Source organism: Pseudomonas sp. TWR1-1-3 (assembly GCF_049896805.1).
In the GTDB taxonomy this organism is placed as follows: Bacteria; Pseudomonadota; Gammaproteobacteria; order Pseudomonadales; family Pseudomonadaceae; genus Aquipseudomonas; species Aquipseudomonas bubulae.
In genome coordinates this window covers 298992-316115 of record NZ_JAFCUZ010000005.1, presented here as the reverse complement: position 1 = coordinate 316115, position 17124 = coordinate 298992, and the positions used below count along the sequence as shown (strand labels likewise).

Sequence of the window (17124 nt, the reverse complement as noted above, 5' to 3'; positions counted from 1 at the left end):
TTTAACAATGGCTGAACGTCTGAGTAACGACTTCCAGTTCATCGATGTCGGGCGCAAAGATCCGAAGAAGAAACTGTTACGTCAACGCAAGAAAGAGTTCGTGGAAATCTACGAGCCTTTTAAACCCCAGCAGTCGGCCGAACAGGCCCACCGCTGCCTGGGCTGCGGCAACCCGTACTGTGAATGGAAATGCCCTGTGCATAACTTCATTCCCAACTGGCTCAAGCTGGTGGCCGAGGGCAATATCCTCGCCGCCGCCGAGTTGTCGCACCAGACCAACACCCTGCCCGAAGTATGCGGGCGGGTGTGCCCGCAAGACCGTCTGTGCGAGGGCGCCTGCACCCTCAACGACGGTTTTGGCGCGGTGACCATTGGTTCGGTGGAGAAATACATCACCGATACGGCATTCGCCATGGGCTGGCGCCCGGACATGTCCAAGGTCGTGCCCACCGGCAAGCGTGTCGCCATTATCGGTGCCGGGCCTGCAGGCCTGGGCTGTGCCGACGTGCTGGTGCGTGGCGGAGTGACCCCGGTGGTGTTCGACAAGAACCCGGAAATCGGTGGTCTGCTGACCTTCGGCATCCCCGAGTTCAAGCTGGAAAAAACCGTACTGAGCCATCGCCGCGAAGTGTTTACCGGTATGGGTATCGAGTTCCGCCTCAATACCGAAATCGGCAAGGACATCAGCATGGAGCAGTTGCTGGCCGAGTACGACGCCGTGTTTATGGGCATGGGCACTTACACCTATATGAAAGGTGGTTTTGCCGGTGAAGACCTGCCGGGCGTGCACGATGCGCTGGACTTCCTGATTGCCAACGTCAACCGCAACCTGGGCTTTGAAAAGTCGCCGGAAGATTTCGTCGACATGAAAGGCAAAAAGATTGTGGTGCTCGGTGGCGGCGATACGGCCATGGACTGCAACCGGACTTCGATTCGCCAGGGCGCCAAATCAGTAACCTGTGCCTATCGTCGTGACGAAGCCAACATGCCGGGCTCGCGCAAAGAGGTGAAGAACGCCAAGGAAGAAGGCGTTAAGTTCCTCTACAACCGTCAGCCGATCGCTATTGTCGGTGAAGGCAAAGTGGAAGGCGTGAAGGTGGTCGAGACCCGTCTCGGCGAGCCGGATGCCCGTGGCCGTCGTAGCCCGGAGCCGATCCCGGGTTCTGAAGAGATCATTCCGGCAGACGCCGTGATTATCGCCTTTGGTTTCCGTCCGAGCCCGGCCTCGTGGTTCGAGCAGTTCGAGATCCAGACCGACAGCCAGGGCCGCGTGATTGCGCCAGAGCAGTCGCAGTTCAAGCATCAGACCAGCCATCCGAAGATTTTTGCCGGTGGTGACATGGTGCGTGGTTCCGACCTGGTAGTGACCGCGATCTTCGAAGGCCGTACTGCGGCTGAAGGGATCATGGATTACCTGGGCGTGTAACCCGATTCCCTGTGGGAACGGGCTTGCCCGCGATGGGATCAACTCGGTCTGCTGATCAATCGAGTTGTCTGTATCGCGAGCAAGCCGGCTCCCACAGTTGTTTCGCGGTGTTGCCAAATAGCACGTTCCACCGCGGCAAATCGACCCGATAGATAAAAGGCACGGCACTTGCCGTGCCTTTTGCGTCCGTCTCTGAGAAAATGCCCCCACTTTTTTTCCGGATGCTGACATGACTGTTCTCAAGAATGACCGTTTCCTTCGCGCTTTGCTCAAGCAACCTGTAGACGTAACGCCTGTCTGGATGATGCGTCAGGCCGGTCGCTACCTGCCGGAGTACCGCGCCAGCCGCGCCAAGGCCGGCGATTTCATGAGCCTGTGCAAGAACGCCGAATTCGCCTGTGAAGTCACCATGCAGCCTCTGGACCGCTTCCCGCAGCTGGATGCGGCCATCCTGTTTTCTGACATCCTGACCATCCCCGATGCCATGGGCCAAGGCCTGTACTTTGAAACGGGTGAAGGCCCGCGCTTCAAAAAGGTTGTCAGCACCCTGGCCGACATCGAAGCGCTGCCCATCCCGGATCCGCAAAAAGACCTCGGCTACGTGATGAACGCCGTCAGCACCATTCGCAAAGAGCTCAATGGCCGTGTGCCATTGATTGGCTTCTCCGGCAGCCCGTGGACGCTGGCCACTTATATGGTTGAAGGCGGCTCCTCCAAGGACTTCCGTAAAACCAAGGCCATGCTCTACGACACCCCGCAAGCCATGCACTTGCTGCTCGACAAGCTGGCGCAGTCGGTCACGTCTTACCTCAACGGCCAGATCCTGGCGGGCGCGCAGGCGGTGCAGATCTTCGACACCTGGGGCGGTAACCTGTCGGCTGCGGCCTATCAGGAGTTCTCCCTGGCCTATATGCGCAAAATCGTCAGCGGCCTGATCCGCGAACACGAAGGTCGCAAGGTGCCGGTCATTCTGTTCACCAAAAACGGTGGCCTGTGGCTGGAAAGCATCGCCGATGCTGGTGCCGATGCACTGGGCCTGGACTGGACCTGTGACCTGGGCGAAGCCCGCCGTCGTGTCGGCAACAAGGTTGCCCTGCAAGGCAACATGGACCCGACCGTGCTGTACGCCAACCCGGAGGCCATCCGCACCGAAGTCAAGCGCATCCTGGCCAGCTACGGCAACGGCTCGGGCCATGTGTTCAACCTGGGCCATGGTATTACCCCGGAAGTAAAACCCGAGCACGCCGGTGCGTTTATCAGTGCGGTGCATGAGTTCTCCGGTCAATATCACCAGTAAGCTCCAGCAGATTAAAAAATGCCCCGACATGTCGGGGCATTTTCATTTATTGCGTAGTCATTAGTATGACTGTCGACACTAAATGTAGGGGAGTTAGAGACAAAGCCTACAGATTCAAGAGGGCTGGCCTTACATTAATAATTGTTCATGCCAGTGAAAATCAGCCTTCGCCTTTGTATAAATAAGGTTGGTATTATAAAAGGCTGCTTAGTGTTATCGGGCTTGCATTCTGCGCACAACGTTCTGTTATTCAGGGCAAGGTTGTTTTTGGGTTTTTTAATAATAAATGTACCAGGGTGAGTTCTTGATTGTTGCACTTTCAAGCGCTCGCAGTTTGAGGGTGTATTAGTGATAGTCGCCCCACATTCGGACTGCTGCTTGCAATACGCTCCGTAGACCACTCATTGTGATCCGGGTGTGGCTCTTGCTGGAAAGTTACCTTGGTCTAGAAACAAGTCGCAATGATAGCTCCTGACTGTTTAAGTAAGGGGGCGCCGGGTTTTGGAGTGAAGTTGTTCGGTACTGTTTAGCTTAAGCCTGTTTTTTAGAGGGAGATTTGCGTGTTGATGTGTGTGCAGGTTGATAGTTATCCACTTGCCATCTGACGCAGCGGTGTTTTTTATCAGGGTAGAGCAATTCAGTCATGAGACAGTCATGAACAGTTCGATTCAAGTACTCAAACACTGCTTTTCATCTGTATGGGCGTCGCTGGCATTGATCTTGGTCTATGGCAGTTATTTGGTGTGGCAAGAACAAGGGTATCGCCACTCTATCCATATGCAATCGGAACTCGCACCCTTGAATGTTTCAGATCCTCCGGCTCCCGGGCTTTTCAAGCCTGAAGCGATCGCCACGTTATTCGGGCTTGTCACTCAAGACCGTCGGGTACCGAGTGCTGAGCCATTGCAGTTGCGTGCGAGCTTTGTTGCGAGCCAGGGCTCCTCTCAAGCCTTGTTGGCCGATGCACAGTCGGCACGTTTCTACTCGGAAGGTGAGCCTTTGCCGGGTGGCAGTGTCCTGCGCCGTATCGAGATGGACCATGTGGTGCTATGGCGCAATGGGCGTGAAGAGTACCTGACCCTTAAACCGCCAAACCAGTATGTATTGCCCTTATCCACTGCTCCAGCTACGACCTCGCAGGAGACCACTTTTTACCTGCGGCCATCGACCGGGAAACTTTAGAAAATGCCCATGACCAAGCCCGGTGCCTTCGTTTTCGGCCCTCTTTTTACCTGTTGTGTGCTGTGCGCAGGGTTGCTGTTGCAATCTCCGGCGTGGGCCCAGAAGCAGTACTGGAAACTGGCGATGAAAGAGGCCGAACTGCGCGACGTCGTGCAGGAAATATCATCGATACTCGGCGCCACCGTGGTTCTTGATCCCAGGGTTCAGGGCCGGGTCACGGTTATTTCCGAAAAAGAGCTGGACCGCGAAGGCGTACGTCGCTTGTTTTACTCTGTGCTCGATGCCCACGGCTTCTCGGTGATTGACCAAGGTGATCGTTTACTGATCATCCCTGCCGCCGAGGCAAAAGCACGGGCTGGCAGCGCTGATGCGAAAGCGGTTGAGGCAGAGGCCTTTGTCACACGGGTCATCGAACTGAATGGCAGCGTCGCGGCCGATCTGGCTGGCCTGTTGCGACCACTGGTGTCTAGCAGTGGCTACGTCGGGCCTTCTGCTTCGGCCAACGCGCTGATCATTACCGACACTGCAGCCAATACGCAGCGCCTTGTCGAAATGGTTCGCCAGCTGGATTCAGGTGCGCGTTCCGGCCATTCGGTGGTTGTGCTCAAACATGGTCTGGCCAGCGACATTGCCAGGATCATGGAGCAAGCGCTGGACAAAAAGGATGCGGGTTCGAACAGTCGAGTGATCGCCGACACATCGACCAATCGCGTGGTAATCATTGGCAACGAAACAGTGCGCAAGCGCTTGAGTGCACTGGCCCGCTCTCTCGATGCTCCGGGCAGCATCAAGCAGGAAAACTCACGGGTGCTGCGTCTTCGCTATGGCGATGCCAAGCAATTGGCCGCAGTACTGGAATCAGTAAGCCCGGGTTTGAAAAAGGACATGGCCCTGGAGAGCAGTACCCAGAAAGCATCAACCCGCGAAGTGATGGTAGCGGCAGATGAAAGCCAGAACGCACTGGTGATCATGGCTGAGCCTGCGCAGGTTCGAACCCTGGAAAATATCGTGCGCGAACTGGATCAGCCGCGCTCACAAGTGTTGATCCATGCCGCTATTGTTGAAGTTTCCGGGGATATTGCGAAAACCCTCGGCGTGCAATGGGGTGTCAACGCAGGCAGAGGCAGAGGCGGTATTACCTTCCCGGGCACCGGAATTCAAATTGGTGCGTTGTCCCAAAGTAATATCAAACTCCCAGAAGGTGCCGTGCTGCAGGTTGGCAACGACCGTTTCAACGTCCTGGTTTCAGCGTTGGCCAGCGATACCAACAACAATGTGTTGTCCACGCCGAGCCTTCTGACCCTGGACAATCAGGAAGCCGAGATCCTGGTGGGCCAAAACGTGCCGCTCAAAACTGGCTCCTATACAGGCTCTGGTGAAAACGCCAAAAACCCCTTTACCACGGTGACGCGTCAGGACATCGGCATCAGCCTAAAGGTCAAGCCGCATATCAATGAAGGCAGCTTGATGCGTCTGGAAGTTGCACAGGAAAACTCCGAGATAGCCCCTTCACTGCAGGGTGTCGAGTCAACCGACCTGATCACCAATAAACGCGCCTTGAAAAGCACCATCCTGGCCGAAGACGGGGAAATCATCGTGATTGGCGGGCTGATCAAGGACAGCGTGCGAACCCAGGTCAGTGGCGTTCCTTTACTTAAAGACATTCCGTACCTGGGCGCCCTGTTTCGCTGGAACAAAGACACCCGTACCAAAACCAACCTGATGGTTTTTTTGCGTCCGACCATTGTGCGCAGCAAGAATGATCTGCGTGAAATCAGCGAAAGCCGTTACAACGCTTTGCGCAAGCTCGATGAGAGCGGTCCCAAGGGCAAAAGCTCGCGGTTGTTGCCCGACAATGCACATCAAATGTTCGATACCCCTACGCAAGATAACCGTCGCCCACCTGAAGCAGGTCGACCATGACATCGCCAGGTGAGCGTTTGCCTTTCGGCTTTGCCCGGCGTTTCGGGGTGCTGCTGGACACCTCATCCACGCCTGCCACCCTGTTGCTTCGTGCCGACACACCATTGACCGCGTTGGCCGAAGCACAGCGCTGGGCAACGGCTGAATTAAAGGTCAGCACACTCACCGATGCACAATTCAGCGAGCGGCTGGCCAGCACCTATAGCGCTGGCCAAAGCGCGGCCGAGCAAGTAGCCCAAGGGCTGGACGACGAACTCGACCTGATGAGCCTGGCCGAGCAAGTACCGCAAACCGCAGATCTGCTGGAGCAGGAGGGCGATGCCCCGATCATTCGCCTGATCAATGCCCTGCTGCGAGAAGCCATGCGTGAGAAGGCTTCGGACGTACACCTCGAAACCTTTGAGCACTACCTGTCCGTGCGCATGCGCATTGATGGCCAACTGCGTGAAGTGCTCAGGCCCAAACGCGAACTGGCTAGTCTGCTGGTATCACGGATCAAGGTGATGGCGCGCCTGGATATCGCCGAGAAACGCGTGCCCCAGGATGGCCGCATCAGTTTGCGTCTGGCCGGGCATGAAGTCGATGTGCGAGTTTCTACCCTGCCTTCTGCACACGGTGAGCGGGTAGTCATGCGTCTGCTGGATAAACAGGCCGGGCGCCTGGATCTCCAGTGCCTGGGCATGCCCGCCGAGACCCTGAGTCGGTTTCAACACATTCTTGCGCGCCCCCATGGGATCTTTCTGGTCACGGGCCCGACCGGCTCGGGCAAAACCACTAGCCTGTATGCTGCGCTTAGCCATTTGAATCACCAGAGCCGTAATATTCTGACTGTCGAAGATCCGGTGGAATATCACCTTCCCGGCATCGGCCAGACCCCGGTCAACACCAAGGCTGACATGACGTTTGCCCGAGGTCTGCGGGCGATTCTGCGTCAGGACCCCGACGTGGTCATGGTCGGTGAGATCCGTGACCATGAAACCGCCGAAATCGCCGTACAAGCTTCGTTGACCGGGCATCTGGTGCTGTCGACCCTGCACACCAACAGCGCCATTGGCGCCGTCACCCGGTTGGTAGACATGGGGGTGGATGCCTATCTGTTGTCGTCTTCGCTGGTGGGCATATTGGCCCAGCGGCTGCTGCGCACGCTGTGTGTGGACTGCAAAACCCCGTACGCCGCCGACCCGGTCGCCAGGGCACGGCTTGGCCTTGACCCTGAGGCCAGGCCGACCCTGTTCCGGGCTCGGGGCTGCACACACTGCCGGCAAGGTTATCGCGGTCGTACCGGTATCTACGAACTGGTCAGTATCACCCCGGCCCTGGCCGGGATGATTCATCAGGGCGCCAGCGAGCCGGAACTGATCCGCGAAGCGCGAAAGTTATCCTGCGGGCTGTTTCAAGATGGCCAACGGCGGGTGCTTGACGGTCAGACCAGCCTCGACGAACTGCTGCGTGTCACTCAGGAGGACTGAGCATGCCTGCTTTTGAGTATCGCGCGCAGGACGCCAACGGGCGCAATTGCCGGGGGCTTCAAGAGGCTGACAGTGCCCGCCATGCTCGCCAGCTTTTACGTGAGCGGGGCCTGCGCCTGAGCCATCTGGGTGAGGCCAGAAAAAATCGGCAGAAGGACAGCCATGCGCAGTCCGGCACCCGTCTGGGGGGCACGGATCTGGCGCTGCTCACCCGTCAATTAGCCACTCTGATCCATGCCGGCCTGCCCCTCGAAGAAGCCTTGAGCGCCGTCACGGCTCAAAGTGAAAAGCGTCGGGTTAGCCATTTACTGGCGGCTGTGCGCAGCCGGGTGCTGGAAGGTCATGCCTTGGCCACCACGTTGGCGGTGTTCCCTCGCGCTTTCCCCGAACTGTTCCGGGCCACGGTCGCTGCAGGCGAGCGCAGCGGGCACCTGGGGCTCGTCCTGGAGCAATTGGCCGACTACACCGAAGCCCGTCAGGCCTCGCGCCAGAAAATCCAGCTGGCGTTGGTCTATCCCCTGATCTTGCTGGTTGCTTCGTTCTCGATTGTCGGTTTCCTGCTCGGCTACGTTGTACCCGACGTGGTCAAGATCTTCATCAACAGTGGCCAGCCATTACCTGTTTTGACACAAGCCATGATCGCCATCAGCAATGGTCTGCGCAGTCATGGCGCGTTGCTTTTTATCGTGCTGCTGGTTGCCTGCGGCGCGACCCGTTGGGCACTGCGTCAGCCGCGGCTGAAGCTGCGCTGGCATGTGCTGTTGCTCAACCTTGTGCTGGTGGGCGGGGTGCTGAGGGCAATGGAAGCAGCACGGTTCGCCAGCACCCTGGCGATACTGGGCAAAAGTGCCGTACCACTGGTGGATGCCCTGGAAATTTCGGCCACGGTCATCAGCAACCTGGCCATACGCCAACGCATGCTCGACGTTGCCCGCTCAGTCCGCGAAGGCGGCACTCTGGCTCGAGGGCTGGAGCGCAGTGGCGATATCCCGCCCATGATGCTGCATCTGATTGCCAGTGGCGAACGTGCCGGCGAGCTGGACAGCATGCTGGCGCGGGCCGCCGAGCAACAGGAAAAAAACCTCGCCGCCCGTATCGCCCTGGTAGTGAGCCTGTTTGAACCGATCATGCTGGTGCTGATGGGTGGCGTGGTGCTGCTGATCGTCATGGCCATTCTCTTGCCGATTCTTGGCCTCAATCAACTGGTAAATTGACCTATGAACAGTACTTCAAAACCCAAGCAACGGGGCTTCACCCTGATTGAAATCATGGTTGTGGTAGTCATCATTGGTGTGCTCGGTGCCATTGTCGTGCCTCAGTTTATGAACCGCCCGGATCAGGCCAAGGTGACCGCTGCGCGCACTGATATTCAGGCCATTGCCACAGCCCTTGAAATGTATCGCCTCGACACCTTCAGCTACCCCTCGACCCAGCAGGGCCTGGAGGCTTTGAGCAAGCACCCGGCCGGCAGCCCGATGGTAAAAAACTGGAACCCGCAGGGGTATCTCAAGCGGCTGCCACTGGATCCGTGGGGCACGCCTTATCAATACCTGAGCCCGGGTACCCGTTCGACAGATTACGATCTGTTTTCCTTGGGTTCAGACGGCGTACCCGGCGGTGAAGGGAGCGCGGCAGACATCGGCAACTGGAGCTACTGAGCCATGCGCAGGCGGGCGTCGGGCTTTACCCTGATCGAGTTGCTGGTGGTCATTGTGCTGGTGGGTGTGCTCGCTTCAATGGTGCGTATCAGCCTGGGTGACAACAACAGCCGCAACGCTCGACAGGAAGCCGATGTCCTGTTGGGCGTTATGCACGGTTTACGCGAGAAAGCGGTTCTGGATGGCCGGGAATATGGCCTGCGGCTTGAGCCCGGGGCCTATCAGGTGATGCGCTTTGAACGTGATGCCTGGAAGCCGGCTGATGCCCGGGTGAAGTTGCCTTACGGACTGGCCCTTGCCCTGACTGTGGAGGGGCGCTCGCAGCCCCTTATACCTATGGCAGAAGCACCGCAGTTAATGTGGTTGAGCAGCGATGAAAACACCGCTTTCAGTCTGCACGTCGACAGTCCGCCCCGGCGCTGGCGAAGTATCGTCAGCGACGGCCTTGGCGACGCGCTGGTTGTTGTGGCGCAGGCATCCCATGAAGGCTGATAAAGGTTTCACCCTGCTGGAGGTCATGATTGCGCTCGCCATCTTTGCCATCCTGGCGGCGGCGGTCATGTCTGCCTGCCAGTATGTGCTGGGCCAGAGTGCGAGGGTCGAGGCAAGGTTGTTGGGCGCATGGCTGGCGGACAACCACCTCAATGAAATGCAGCTGCAAACTGCTCCTCCGGCCTTGGGGCTACAAACCCTCAATGTGACCTATGCCCGGCGTGACTGGCGCCTGAGTCGACGCATCACGGCCGAGCCCGGTACAGGCCTGCTGCGGGTAGAGTTGAGTGTCAGCCCGGCGGGCAGCGAGCATGCGGTACAGTCTGTGACCCACTGGCTGGCGTTCAGCCATGAATAAGCCCCAGGCCGGCTTTACCCTGCTCGAACTGGTGATTGCCATTGCCATTTTCGCCTTGCTGGGCCTTGGCTGCTGGCGACTCTTTGACGCAGTTGTACGTGCCGAGCGCAGCAGCACGGCACAACAGCAGGCCCTGCGCAGCTTGCAGAGGGCGGTGGCGATGATCGAACGCGATGTTTTGCAGGCCCAGAGTTCAGCCCAAAGCCCGGGTGTCGTGCTGTACCCCGATAAACTCGAAGTGCGCCGCGTCAACTGGCGCAACCCGTTGGGCCTGCCGCGCAGTGAGGTGCAGGATGTCAGTTACCAGCTCAAGGACGGTGTGCTCTGGCGCTTTAGCCGCGGGCTGGAGGAGGGCGCGCAACTGCAACAACAAAAACTGCTTGGCGATGTGCGCGAGGTGCGCTGGCGGTTGTTCAATCGCAAGACGGGTTGGCACAGTGCAGGTGCTTCTGCCCCCAAAACTGCGCAGCACGCCCTGGAGTTAAACCTGTCGGTGGGTCGCTTCGACGGTGTACGCCGTGTGCTGTTATTGCCGGGGGGCACGTGATGCGCCGCAACCAGCGAGGGATCGCCCTGATCACCGTGTTGCTGGTGATGAGCCTGGCGTTGTTGATCACCGCCGGCCTGTTGCGCAGCCATCGTCTGGCTCTGAACAGCAGTGCCCAGCAGATCCATCAGTTGCAACTGCGCACCCTGGCATTTGCGGGCGAGACCTGGGCCCGTGAACACTTGCGTACCCTGATCCGCGACCCCATGGTCGCCGTTGCTTCTGGCCAGGCCTGGGCCAGCAGCCAGCCACAGTTGCGCATCGACGATGGACAAATCGACGTGGTAATTGAAGACCTCGCCGGGCGATTCAACATCAGCCCCTTATTGGCCAAAGGTCCCGCCAGCGATGTGATGGAGCAACGCTGGATGCGCCTGCAAACCCTGCTTGAATTGACCCCGCTGGATGCCAGCGTACTGCAGGGCCAGAGTTTGAGTGATATCAGCCAGTTGCGTGTGCTGCCCGGTGTCGACAGCCAGTGGTACATGCGTATGCAGCCGTGGATCGTGCTGTTGGGCAAGGATGCCGTACTGAACATAAACACTGCGCCTGCCACTCTCCTTGCGACGCTGGAAGGCGTGACGCCTGAGCTGGCGCGCGCGCTGGTGACTACCCGGCCGCTGCAAGGCTATGCCAGTGTTCAGGATTTCACGTTCACCCCGGCGCTGATCGGGTTGGGTGTTCAGGCTGCGGGTCTGGGCATCAGCAGTCGCTGGTTTCGGATCACCACCGATGTGCGCCTTGGGCAAAGTCGCTTGCGGCTTGAAAGCGATGTGGTCCGCGATCCTCATACCGGCGAATGGCACTTGTTGCAGCGACGCCTTTTAGCTCCCCGACACCGCGAGCCCTTTGTATGAACAGCTGGCTTTACCTCACCGCCAAGGGTTTTGCCCACAGTGTCGAGATTGATTATGACAACGCCCCTGTATTCGTCTGGCACGATGCTCAGTCGCCGACAGAAACCTCATTGAGCGAAGCTGCAGCCGGGCTGAAAGGCCGGAGCGTCGCACTGGTCCTGCCCATGGAAATGTGCAGCTGGGTGCTGACCGAACCCTGGCCGGGCAAGCGTAGGCCCACCGCACAGGCCCTGGTTTTTGCCGTCGAAGATCAACTGGCCGATGATCTGGACGAACTGCACTTCGCCGTCGGGCCGGTGGATACGCAGCAGCGTTATCCCTTGCTGATCACTCACAAACAGCGATTTAGAACGTTGCTGTGCCAGCTCCATGAACGCGGCTTGACTATCGTCAGCGCGCAGGTGGATGCGGATCTGTTGCCTCGCGATCAAGCATGTATGCAATGGTGGTGTGGGCGCTGGTTGGTTGGCGGGACGCTTGAATTCCGGCTGGCCGTCTCCCTGGTGGGGCTGGAGTTGGTTAAATCCGGTTTGCCCACCGCATTGACGGCGCGAAAAATTGACTGGGACGCACTTCCGGAAGATGCAATCAACTTGCTCCAAGGTGAGTTTCGGCGTCAGGTGCGGGGTTGGCCGTGGCGGCGACTCAGGGTAATGGCACTGCTGATGTTCGCGCTGGCCTTGGGGTTTACCCACCTGCGCAGCAGTTTTCTGGAGGGGGAAGCGGCGCGGATTTATGTCATGAGCGAGGAGCGGTTCAAAACCCTGTACCCGGCGCAAACCCGTATTGTGGACCTGTCCGCACAACTCAAGGCAATGCAGCAGCGCGCCACGGGTGCACAAGGAGGGCATATGGCACGGTTGCTTCAACTGACCGAGCAGGTGATTGGCGCCAGCAGTGTCGAAGTGCAGCATATGGAGTGGCGGGCAAGCATCGGTTGGGTATTGAACCTCACGGTCGGCAGCTTTGCCCAGCTTGAGCAATTACGCGAGCGAGGCGTGCAAAGCGCACTGCCGATTACGCTGGGCAATGCGAGCCAGCAGGGCAGTCGGGTGCAGGCCATGCTGACCCTCAGGGATGAATCATGAAGACGTTTGTGCGTGAGCGCTGGTTGCACCTGCCGCCTCGAGACCGCCAGTTGTGCGGTGTGCTGGCGGTATTTTTACTGATTGTGTTCAGCGTCTACGGGCTGTGGTTACCGGCTCAACAACGTCTGGATGCGGCCCGGGCGCTGTACCTCAAGCAGCTGGCACTCGAAGGTGAAGTCCGGCAGGCACGCCCCGGATCTATTGCCAGGGGTGCTGAACAGCCCTTGGTCTCGCGTTTGAGCGACAGTGCCGCAGACTCCGGGTTGAGCGTTGAGCAGTTTGAAATGGATGGCGGTGTTGTACGCATCTCCCTGAACGGGGATGCGGTTGCGGTGCTGGGCTGGCTCAATCGTATTGAACTGGAGGGTGCAGGCTTCGAAAGCCTGAGTCTGGAAAAACGTGGTACCAGCCTCCAGGCACGGCTACAGATTAACAACCCGAATTGAGGTAGTGCCTGTAGCCGCAGGTGCAGGGAGTTACGTGTTCTTTGCGTTTCCCGGCAGCACTGGCAGCCGGGCCAGATGCAGCGCTACCAGCAGGGCAACCACCAGCATGCTGGAGATAAACAAGCCGATGCCGTTCCAGCCCGCCAGATGCCAGAACACACCCCCCAGGGTGCCAGCTACGCTCGACCCGGCGTAGTAACTGAACAGGTACAGCGACGACGCCTGCCCCTTGGCCTTGCTTGCCCGGCGGCCGATCCAGCTGCTGGCCACCGAATGCGCGCCGAAGAAGCCGAAGGTGAACATCAGCATGCCGATAATCACAAACGCAATGGGCGTGAGCAGGGTCAGCGCGATCCCGGCCAGCATCAGCACAATCACCGCCCACAGTACGCGACGACGGCCCAGTTTGTCGGCCAGTGCGCCAATCTGTGCCGAGCTGTAGATACCCGACAGATAGACGATCGACAGCAAGCCTACCAGCGCCTGATTCATATTGTACGGCTCGGCCAGCAGGCGGTAGCCGATGTAGTTGAACAGGGTGACAAAACTCCCCATCAGCAGGAACGCTTCGAGAAACAGCCAGGGCAGCCCGGCATCGCGAAAATGCATGGTGAAACCGTCGAGCAGGCTGCGCGGATTCATCGAGCGCGGGCGGAAGTTGCGCGACTCGGGGAGGATTTTCACGAACACCACCGCGGCCACCAGCGCCAGCGCGCCAATCACCAACATCGCGGTGTGCCAACTGACAAAGTCGATCAATACACCGCTGATCAGACGACCGCTCATGCCGCCAATGGCGTTGCCACCAATATACAGGCCCATGGCCAGGCCGATGTGCTGCGGGTGGATTTCTTCACTCAGATAGGTCATGGCTACCGCAGCCAGCCCGCTAAGTGACAGCCCTACCAGCGCCCGTGTTATCAGTACACCTTCCCAGGTCGGCATCAGGGCACTGAGGAGGGTAAACAGCGCGGCACTAAACAACGCAAACACCATCACGGGCTTGCGCCCGAAGGCATCGGAAATGGGCCCGGTAATCAGCAGGCCAATGGCTAGCATCGCCGTGGCCACGGACAGAATCAGACTGCTTTGAGCGGCATTGATCCCGTACTCATGGGATAGCACCGGCATCATCGGCTGCACGCAATACAACAGGGCAAAGGTTGCGAACCCACCCGAGAACAGGGCCAGCACCGTGCGCATAAACATCGGCGTGCCTTTCTCGATAAATACATCATTCAGTTGGGTAACAACATCATCCAGCGCGGACGGCGGGATTTCGTGGGCCAGGGGTGCAGCAGCAGTTTTCACGGGGACCTCAAATTGGGGTAAAGCCGAACGGCAATGACAAAAGAATATAGGCGGCTAACGATTCTTTCCAATATATAATTCGACCTGTTTAATAGGTTTTACGACTTAATGGGGGTTGTATGGAACTGCGCCATTTGCGCTACTTCATTGCCGTGGCCGAAGAGCTTCACTTTGGTCGGGCGGCGCAGGTGCTGGGCATTTCCCAGCCACCGCTAAGCCAGCAAATTCAGGCGCTTGAGCAGGAATTGGGGGCACGGCTGTTCGAGCGAACCAATCGTCGGGTTGCCCTGAGCGAAGCCGGACGCTTGTTTCTTGAGGAGGCGCGGCGGGTGTTGGCCCAGGTCGACAAAGCCGCCGACGTGGCCCGGCGGGCGCAGTTGGGTGAGCTGGGTGAATTGAAAATTGGCTTTACCTCGTCGGCGCCGTTCAACTCCAGTATCCCCCAGGCCATTTTTGCCTTTCGCCAGGCGTTCCCGGCGGTGCATCTGGACCTCAAGGAAATGAGCAGCCGCGAGGTGGCCGAGGGGCTGGTGGATGAGTCCATCGAAGTCGGGATCATGCGGCCGCTGGCGTTGCCGGATTCGTTGCATGTCGTGGAACTGTTTCGCGAGCCGCTGGTGGCTGTGATTCGCGCCGATCACCCGCTGGCCGAAGGCAGCGAGGATGGTTTGCAACTGGCGGCATTGGCGGACGAACCCTTTGTATTCTTCCCGCGCAGCTATGGCAGCGGCTTGTACGCGCAATTGCTCAGCCTGGCGCGGGTGGCGGGGTTCAGCCCGCATATCTCCCAGGAGGCGGGGGAGGCCATGACCATTATCGGGCTGGTGTCGGCGGGGTTGGGGGTGTCGGTGCTGCCGGCGTCGTTCCAGCATATGCGTATCAAGGGTGTGGTTTATCGGCCGTTGCTGGATACCGATGCCAATACGGCGGTGTGGCTGGTGCAGCGCAAGGGTCACTCATCACCGATGGCGACCGCGTTTGCGCAGTTGCTGACGCGCAAGATGGTGCACCCCTCACCCTAGCCCTCTCCCGGAGGGAGAGGTTTGGGGTGAGGGCAGGGCTGATCAGCGAGCCAGCAACTTATCCACAGACGCTTTGATCTGATGGATCAGATGCACCACCGCCAGCGCCACATCGCGGTTCAGGCCTTGCAGGTTATCGGCCGACGCATAGGCCGTGGCGATGGCGCAGCGTAGCAGTTCATCGGTGTGTTCGAGGGTTTGTTCGTGATCGTGTGTAGTCATGGTGAGTCTCCATCTATACGAATTGGAAGCTGTCACCATTTGCTTGCACACAAAGAGGGTGGCAGCTGTACGCGGGTGTGCAAGACCGGTAGATAGGAGCAAAACCCGGCAGATCCGAAGACCTCCCACGTACAGCCGCCATAAAACAGAGTTTCTGGCGGTGATACTCAAATCTCAATCGGACTTGCACGCCCGGTCAACCATGGGGGATGACGTACCGGAGGCTAGCGATCGAAAGAGACAGGCGCAAGACCCAAGGATTCTCTAGGAAGCGTCCTGCGAATGAAAGAGATATGACCCTCGGACGTCGCTGCCCGGTCAATGTTGGCGCGCAAGATTTCCTCTTGGCGAAAAGTCTCTTAACAAATCGATGCCGGGAGGTGATCGCCTTTTGTGTACGTTTGTCGTTAGGTTATTAACCCCTGACATCGAGATTTGATCATGGCCCATAAAGGTTACGCAGTGCTCGCTGGCTTATGCTTGGCACTCAGCGGTTGTGGAACGACCAATACGGTATTGCGTGGTGATGAAGTAACGCGTCGTAATCTTAAAGAGTGGAAAACCTACTGTGATTCCGTGCCCCGGGTTTACAGTGGCGTGTCATACGGCCTGTGTATTCTGCACGGGCCATCCCCTACTGTTTCACAAGATATTGCAGCGTCTGCCTTGCTACCACTCAGGCTTCTGGATTTCGTGCCTTCCGCCATTGCTGACACGGTGGTGCTGCCCTACACGATTTATCGCCAAAGCACCGAAGGAAGTATCACTCTCGCCCGATAGTTGTAGCTTTGGGCGCGTGTATTACCGGGCCAGTCACTTATCCACAGACGTTTTAGCCTGATGGATCAGATGCACCATCGCCAGCGCTACATCGCGGTTCAGGCTTTGCAGGTTATGTCCTGCGAATGAAAGAGATATGGCCCGCAGGGGCTGCGGTTTGGCCGAGAATTGCGAAACGCGCAGTTATAAAACACGCTTGGAAACTTGAAAGTAATGCTGCGCAAAATCGCTTCTTTAAGCACGGGTCCAGTCAATGTCACTTCAATATCAACCGAAAGAAGGCAGCGTACTTATTTGTGATTTCAGAGGCTATGAAGTGCCGGAATGATCAAGGTCAGGGCCATCGTGGTTATTCGTAAACATCGGCTGTCCGCTGCGCTTTGAGCTTGTAAAAGAGCGGCCAGAAACGATAAGCGGGCGTCATGCTGGTTGCCTAAACGCTTAGCGCGAGTAATAGTCCATTCGTACCCGCAAGGGGCTTGTGAGACGCTGAGAATCCTGGGAAACCAGCCATTACAGAGCCGGACAGACACAGTGCTATGACAAGCCAGTCTGTTTGTGAATAAGGCGCCGAAAGGCGCCTTTGTCGTTTCTGATGGTTACAACGGTTTTACCCGCGCCGCTTCAGACAGCTGTTTGGCCGTGCGTTCGTTCTGATTGTCCTTGAGGTCGCGCACGATATCGCGATCCAGCAGGCGCACCCAGCGAATGTAATTCTTGTGAATCTTGCCGTCCTTGTAGTCCAGGCCACTGCTGTCGCGGTACTGGATCCGGTAGTGATCGGCGCTGTACGGAATGTCGATTTCAGCGTGGTATTGCCCGCGCACGGTGATCTGCGCCTGCACCAGTTGCGGGGTGATTTTTTGCACTGTCCAGCCGCGCCCGACCAGGGCCTTGACGATGGCCTGTTGCATTTGCGCACGGTCGCTGTTGATCGAGGCATGTAATGTGCGGTCGGGGGTGAACACGGGTTTGCTGGTGCAGGACACGGTGGTCAGCAGGGCCAGGGCAATCAAGGTAATGCGCAGCAGGTAAGTCATTGCATG

General features: G+C 58.1%; 18 protein-coding genes. 15 read left to right on the top strand and 3 right to left on the bottom strand.

Features of this window, described 5'->3' with window-relative positions; translation table 11 throughout:
- Positions 1-7: 7 nt before the first annotated feature.
- The 13 genes from ACP7BE_RS19825 (at position 8) to gspM (ending at position 12743) form a co-directional block, all read left to right on the top strand.
- Entirely contained in the window at positions 8-1426 is a 1419-nt protein-coding gene (locus tag ACP7BE_RS19825; protein WP_095000853.1) for an FAD-dependent oxidoreductase, read from the top strand.
- Between the two features lie 229 nt (positions 1427-1655).
- On the top strand, positions 1656-2723 hold the full coding sequence (gene hemE / locus ACP7BE_RS19820; RefSeq protein ID WP_095000854.1) for a uroporphyrinogen decarboxylase: 1068 nt from the start codon (positions 1656-1658) through the stop codon (positions 2721-2723).
- Positions 2724-3377: 654 nt separating this feature from the next.
- Positions 3378-3905 (top strand): type II secretion system protein N, encoded by a 528-nt coding sequence (locus tag ACP7BE_RS19815; RefSeq protein WP_095000855.1) that lies wholly within the window; start codon positions 3378-3380, stop codon positions 3903-3905.
- 9 nt (positions 3906-3914) lie between these two features.
- Positions 3915-5828, top strand: coding sequence for a type II secretion system secretin GspD (gspD, locus tag ACP7BE_RS19810; RefSeq protein WP_426106982.1), 1914 nt, complete (start codon positions 3915-3917; stop codon positions 5826-5828).
- Positions 5825-7297, top strand: coding sequence for a type II secretion system ATPase GspE (gene gspE / locus ACP7BE_RS19805; RefSeq protein WP_095023791.1), 1473 nt, complete (start codon positions 5825-5827; stop codon positions 7295-7297). The genes gspD and gspE overlap by 4 nt, the downstream gene beginning before the upstream one ends.
- Before the next feature lie 2 nt (positions 7298-7299).
- Positions 7300-8511: a type II secretion system inner membrane protein GspF gene (gspF, locus tag ACP7BE_RS19800; protein ID WP_095025222.1), complete on the top strand. Its 1212-nt coding sequence runs from the start codon at positions 7300-7302 to the stop codon at positions 8509-8511.
- A gap of 3 nt (positions 8512-8514) precedes the next feature.
- Positions 8515-8955: a type II secretion system major pseudopilin GspG gene (gspG, locus tag ACP7BE_RS19795; RefSeq protein ID WP_426106979.1), complete on the top strand. Its 441-nt coding sequence runs from the start codon at positions 8515-8517 to the stop codon at positions 8953-8955.
- A gap of 3 nt (positions 8956-8958) precedes the next feature.
- Positions 8959-9447 carry a type II secretion system minor pseudopilin GspH gene (gene gspH / locus ACP7BE_RS19790; RefSeq protein ID WP_095000860.1) on the top strand — a complete coding sequence of 163 codons (489 nt, stop codon included), beginning with the start codon at positions 8959-8961 and terminating at the stop codon, positions 9445-9447.
- Positions 9437-9805, top strand: coding sequence for a type II secretion system minor pseudopilin GspI (gspI, locus tag ACP7BE_RS19785; RefSeq protein ID WP_095000861.1), 369 nt, complete (start codon positions 9437-9439; stop codon positions 9803-9805). Before gspH ends, gspI begins: the two co-directional genes overlap by 11 nt.
- The gene (locus ACP7BE_RS19780; protein ID WP_095000862.1) at positions 9798-10352 is read left to right on the top strand and encodes a type II secretion system protein GspJ; all 555 of its coding nucleotides are present in this window, start codon (positions 9798-9800) and stop codon (positions 10350-10352) included. The genes gspI and ACP7BE_RS19780 overlap by 8 nt, the downstream gene beginning before the upstream one ends.
- Positions 10352-11209, top strand: coding sequence for a general secretion pathway protein GspK (locus ACP7BE_RS19775; protein ID WP_095000863.1), 858 nt, complete (start codon positions 10352-10354; stop codon positions 11207-11209). The genes ACP7BE_RS19780 and ACP7BE_RS19775 overlap by 1 nt, the downstream gene beginning before the upstream one ends.
- Entirely contained in the window at positions 11206-12297 is a 1092-nt protein-coding gene (gene gspL / locus ACP7BE_RS19770) for a type II secretion system protein GspL (protein WP_426106975.1), read from the top strand. Before ACP7BE_RS19775 ends, gspL begins: the two co-directional genes overlap by 4 nt.
- On the top strand, positions 12294-12743 hold the full coding sequence (gspM, locus tag ACP7BE_RS19765) for a type II secretion system protein GspM (RefSeq protein WP_095020166.1): 450 nt from the start codon (positions 12294-12296) through the stop codon (positions 12741-12743). The genes gspL and gspM overlap by 4 nt, the downstream gene beginning before the upstream one ends.
- 30 nt (positions 12744-12773) lie before the next feature.
- Here gspM and ACP7BE_RS19760 read toward each other — a convergent pair whose 3' ends face one another.
- Positions 12774-14033, bottom strand: coding sequence for an MFS transporter (locus tag ACP7BE_RS19760; RefSeq protein ID WP_153328394.1), 1260 nt, complete (start codon positions 14031-14033; stop codon positions 12774-12776).
- Between the two features lie 140 nt (positions 14034-14173).
- On the opposite strand from ACP7BE_RS19760, the gene ACP7BE_RS19755 reads away from it, so the two are divergent.
- Positions 14174-15076 (top strand): LysR family transcriptional regulator, encoded by a 903-nt coding sequence (locus ACP7BE_RS19755; protein ID WP_095000866.1) that lies wholly within the window; start codon positions 14174-14176, stop codon positions 15074-15076.
- Between the two features lie 42 nt (positions 15077-15118).
- Here ACP7BE_RS19755 and ACP7BE_RS19750 read toward each other — a convergent pair whose 3' ends face one another.
- Complete coding sequence (locus ACP7BE_RS19750; RefSeq protein WP_095017718.1) at positions 15119-15298, bottom strand: DUF6124 family protein; 180 nt, start codon at positions 15296-15298, stop codon at positions 15119-15121.
- Positions 15299-15739: 441 nt separating this feature from the next.
- Here ACP7BE_RS19750 and ACP7BE_RS19745 point away from each other — a divergent pair, with 441 nt between their 5' ends.
- Positions 15740-16078, top strand: coding sequence for a YceK/YidQ family lipoprotein (locus ACP7BE_RS19745; RefSeq protein ID WP_095000867.1), 339 nt, complete (start codon positions 15740-15742; stop codon positions 16076-16078).
- Between the two features lie 599 nt (positions 16079-16677).
- Here ACP7BE_RS19745 and ACP7BE_RS19740 read toward each other — a convergent pair.
- Positions 16678-17118, bottom strand: coding sequence for a hypothetical protein (locus ACP7BE_RS19740; RefSeq protein ID WP_095000868.1), 441 nt, complete (start codon positions 17116-17118; stop codon positions 16678-16680).
- Positions 17119-17124 lie beyond the last annotated feature (6 nt).

Bases quoted from the DNA above. Each gene is read 5' to 3' on its own strand.
- ACP7BE_RS19825 (WP_095000853.1), top strand. From the start codon at position 8: ATGGCTGAACGTCTGAGTAACGACTTCCAGTTCATCGATGTCGGGCGC.
- ACP7BE_RS19750 (WP_095017718.1), bottom strand. From the start codon at position 15,298: ATGACTACACACGATCACGAACAAACCCTCGAACACACCGATGAACTG.
- ACP7BE_RS19775 (WP_095000863.1), top strand. From the start codon at position 10,352: ATGCGCCGCAACCAGCGAGGGATCGCCCTGATCACCGTGTTGCTGGTG.
- ACP7BE_RS19780 (WP_095000862.1), top strand. From the start codon at position 9,798: ATGAATAAGCCCCAGGCCGGCTTTACCCTGCTCGAACTGGTGATTGCC.
- gspD (WP_426106982.1), top strand. From the start codon at position 3,915: ATGACCAAGCCCGGTGCCTTCGTTTTCGGCCCTCTTTTTACCTGTTGT.
- gspG (WP_426106979.1), top strand. From the start codon at position 8,515: ATGAACAGTACTTCAAAACCCAAGCAACGGGGCTTCACCCTGATTGAA.
- gspI (WP_095000861.1), top strand. From the start codon at position 9,437: ATGAAGGCTGATAAAGGTTTCACCCTGCTGGAGGTCATGATTGCGCTC.
- ACP7BE_RS19745 (WP_095000867.1), top strand. From the start codon at position 15,740: ATGGCCCATAAAGGTTACGCAGTGCTCGCTGGCTTATGCTTGGCACTC.
- gspE (WP_095023791.1), top strand. From the start codon at position 5,825: ATGACATCGCCAGGTGAGCGTTTGCCTTTCGGCTTTGCCCGGCGTTTC.
- gspH (WP_095000860.1), top strand. From the start codon at position 8,959: ATGCGCAGGCGGGCGTCGGGCTTTACCCTGATCGAGTTGCTGGTGGTC.
- gspM (WP_095020166.1), top strand. From the start codon at position 12,294: ATGAAGACGTTTGTGCGTGAGCGCTGGTTGCACCTGCCGCCTCGAGAC.
- gspF (WP_095025222.1), top strand. From the start codon at position 7,300: ATGCCTGCTTTTGAGTATCGCGCGCAGGACGCCAACGGGCGCAATTGC.
- gspL (WP_426106975.1), top strand. From the start codon at position 11,206: ATGAACAGCTGGCTTTACCTCACCGCCAAGGGTTTTGCCCACAGTGTC.
- ACP7BE_RS19740 (WP_095000868.1), bottom strand. From the start codon at position 17,118: ATGACTTACCTGCTGCGCATTACCTTGATTGCCCTGGCCCTGCTGACC.
- ACP7BE_RS19815 (WP_095000855.1), top strand. From the start codon at position 3,378: ATGAACAGTTCGATTCAAGTACTCAAACACTGCTTTTCATCTGTATGG.
- ACP7BE_RS19755 (WP_095000866.1), top strand. From the start codon at position 14,174: ATGGAACTGCGCCATTTGCGCTACTTCATTGCCGTGGCCGAAGAGCTT.
- hemE (WP_095000854.1), top strand. From the start codon at position 1,656: ATGACTGTTCTCAAGAATGACCGTTTCCTTCGCGCTTTGCTCAAGCAA.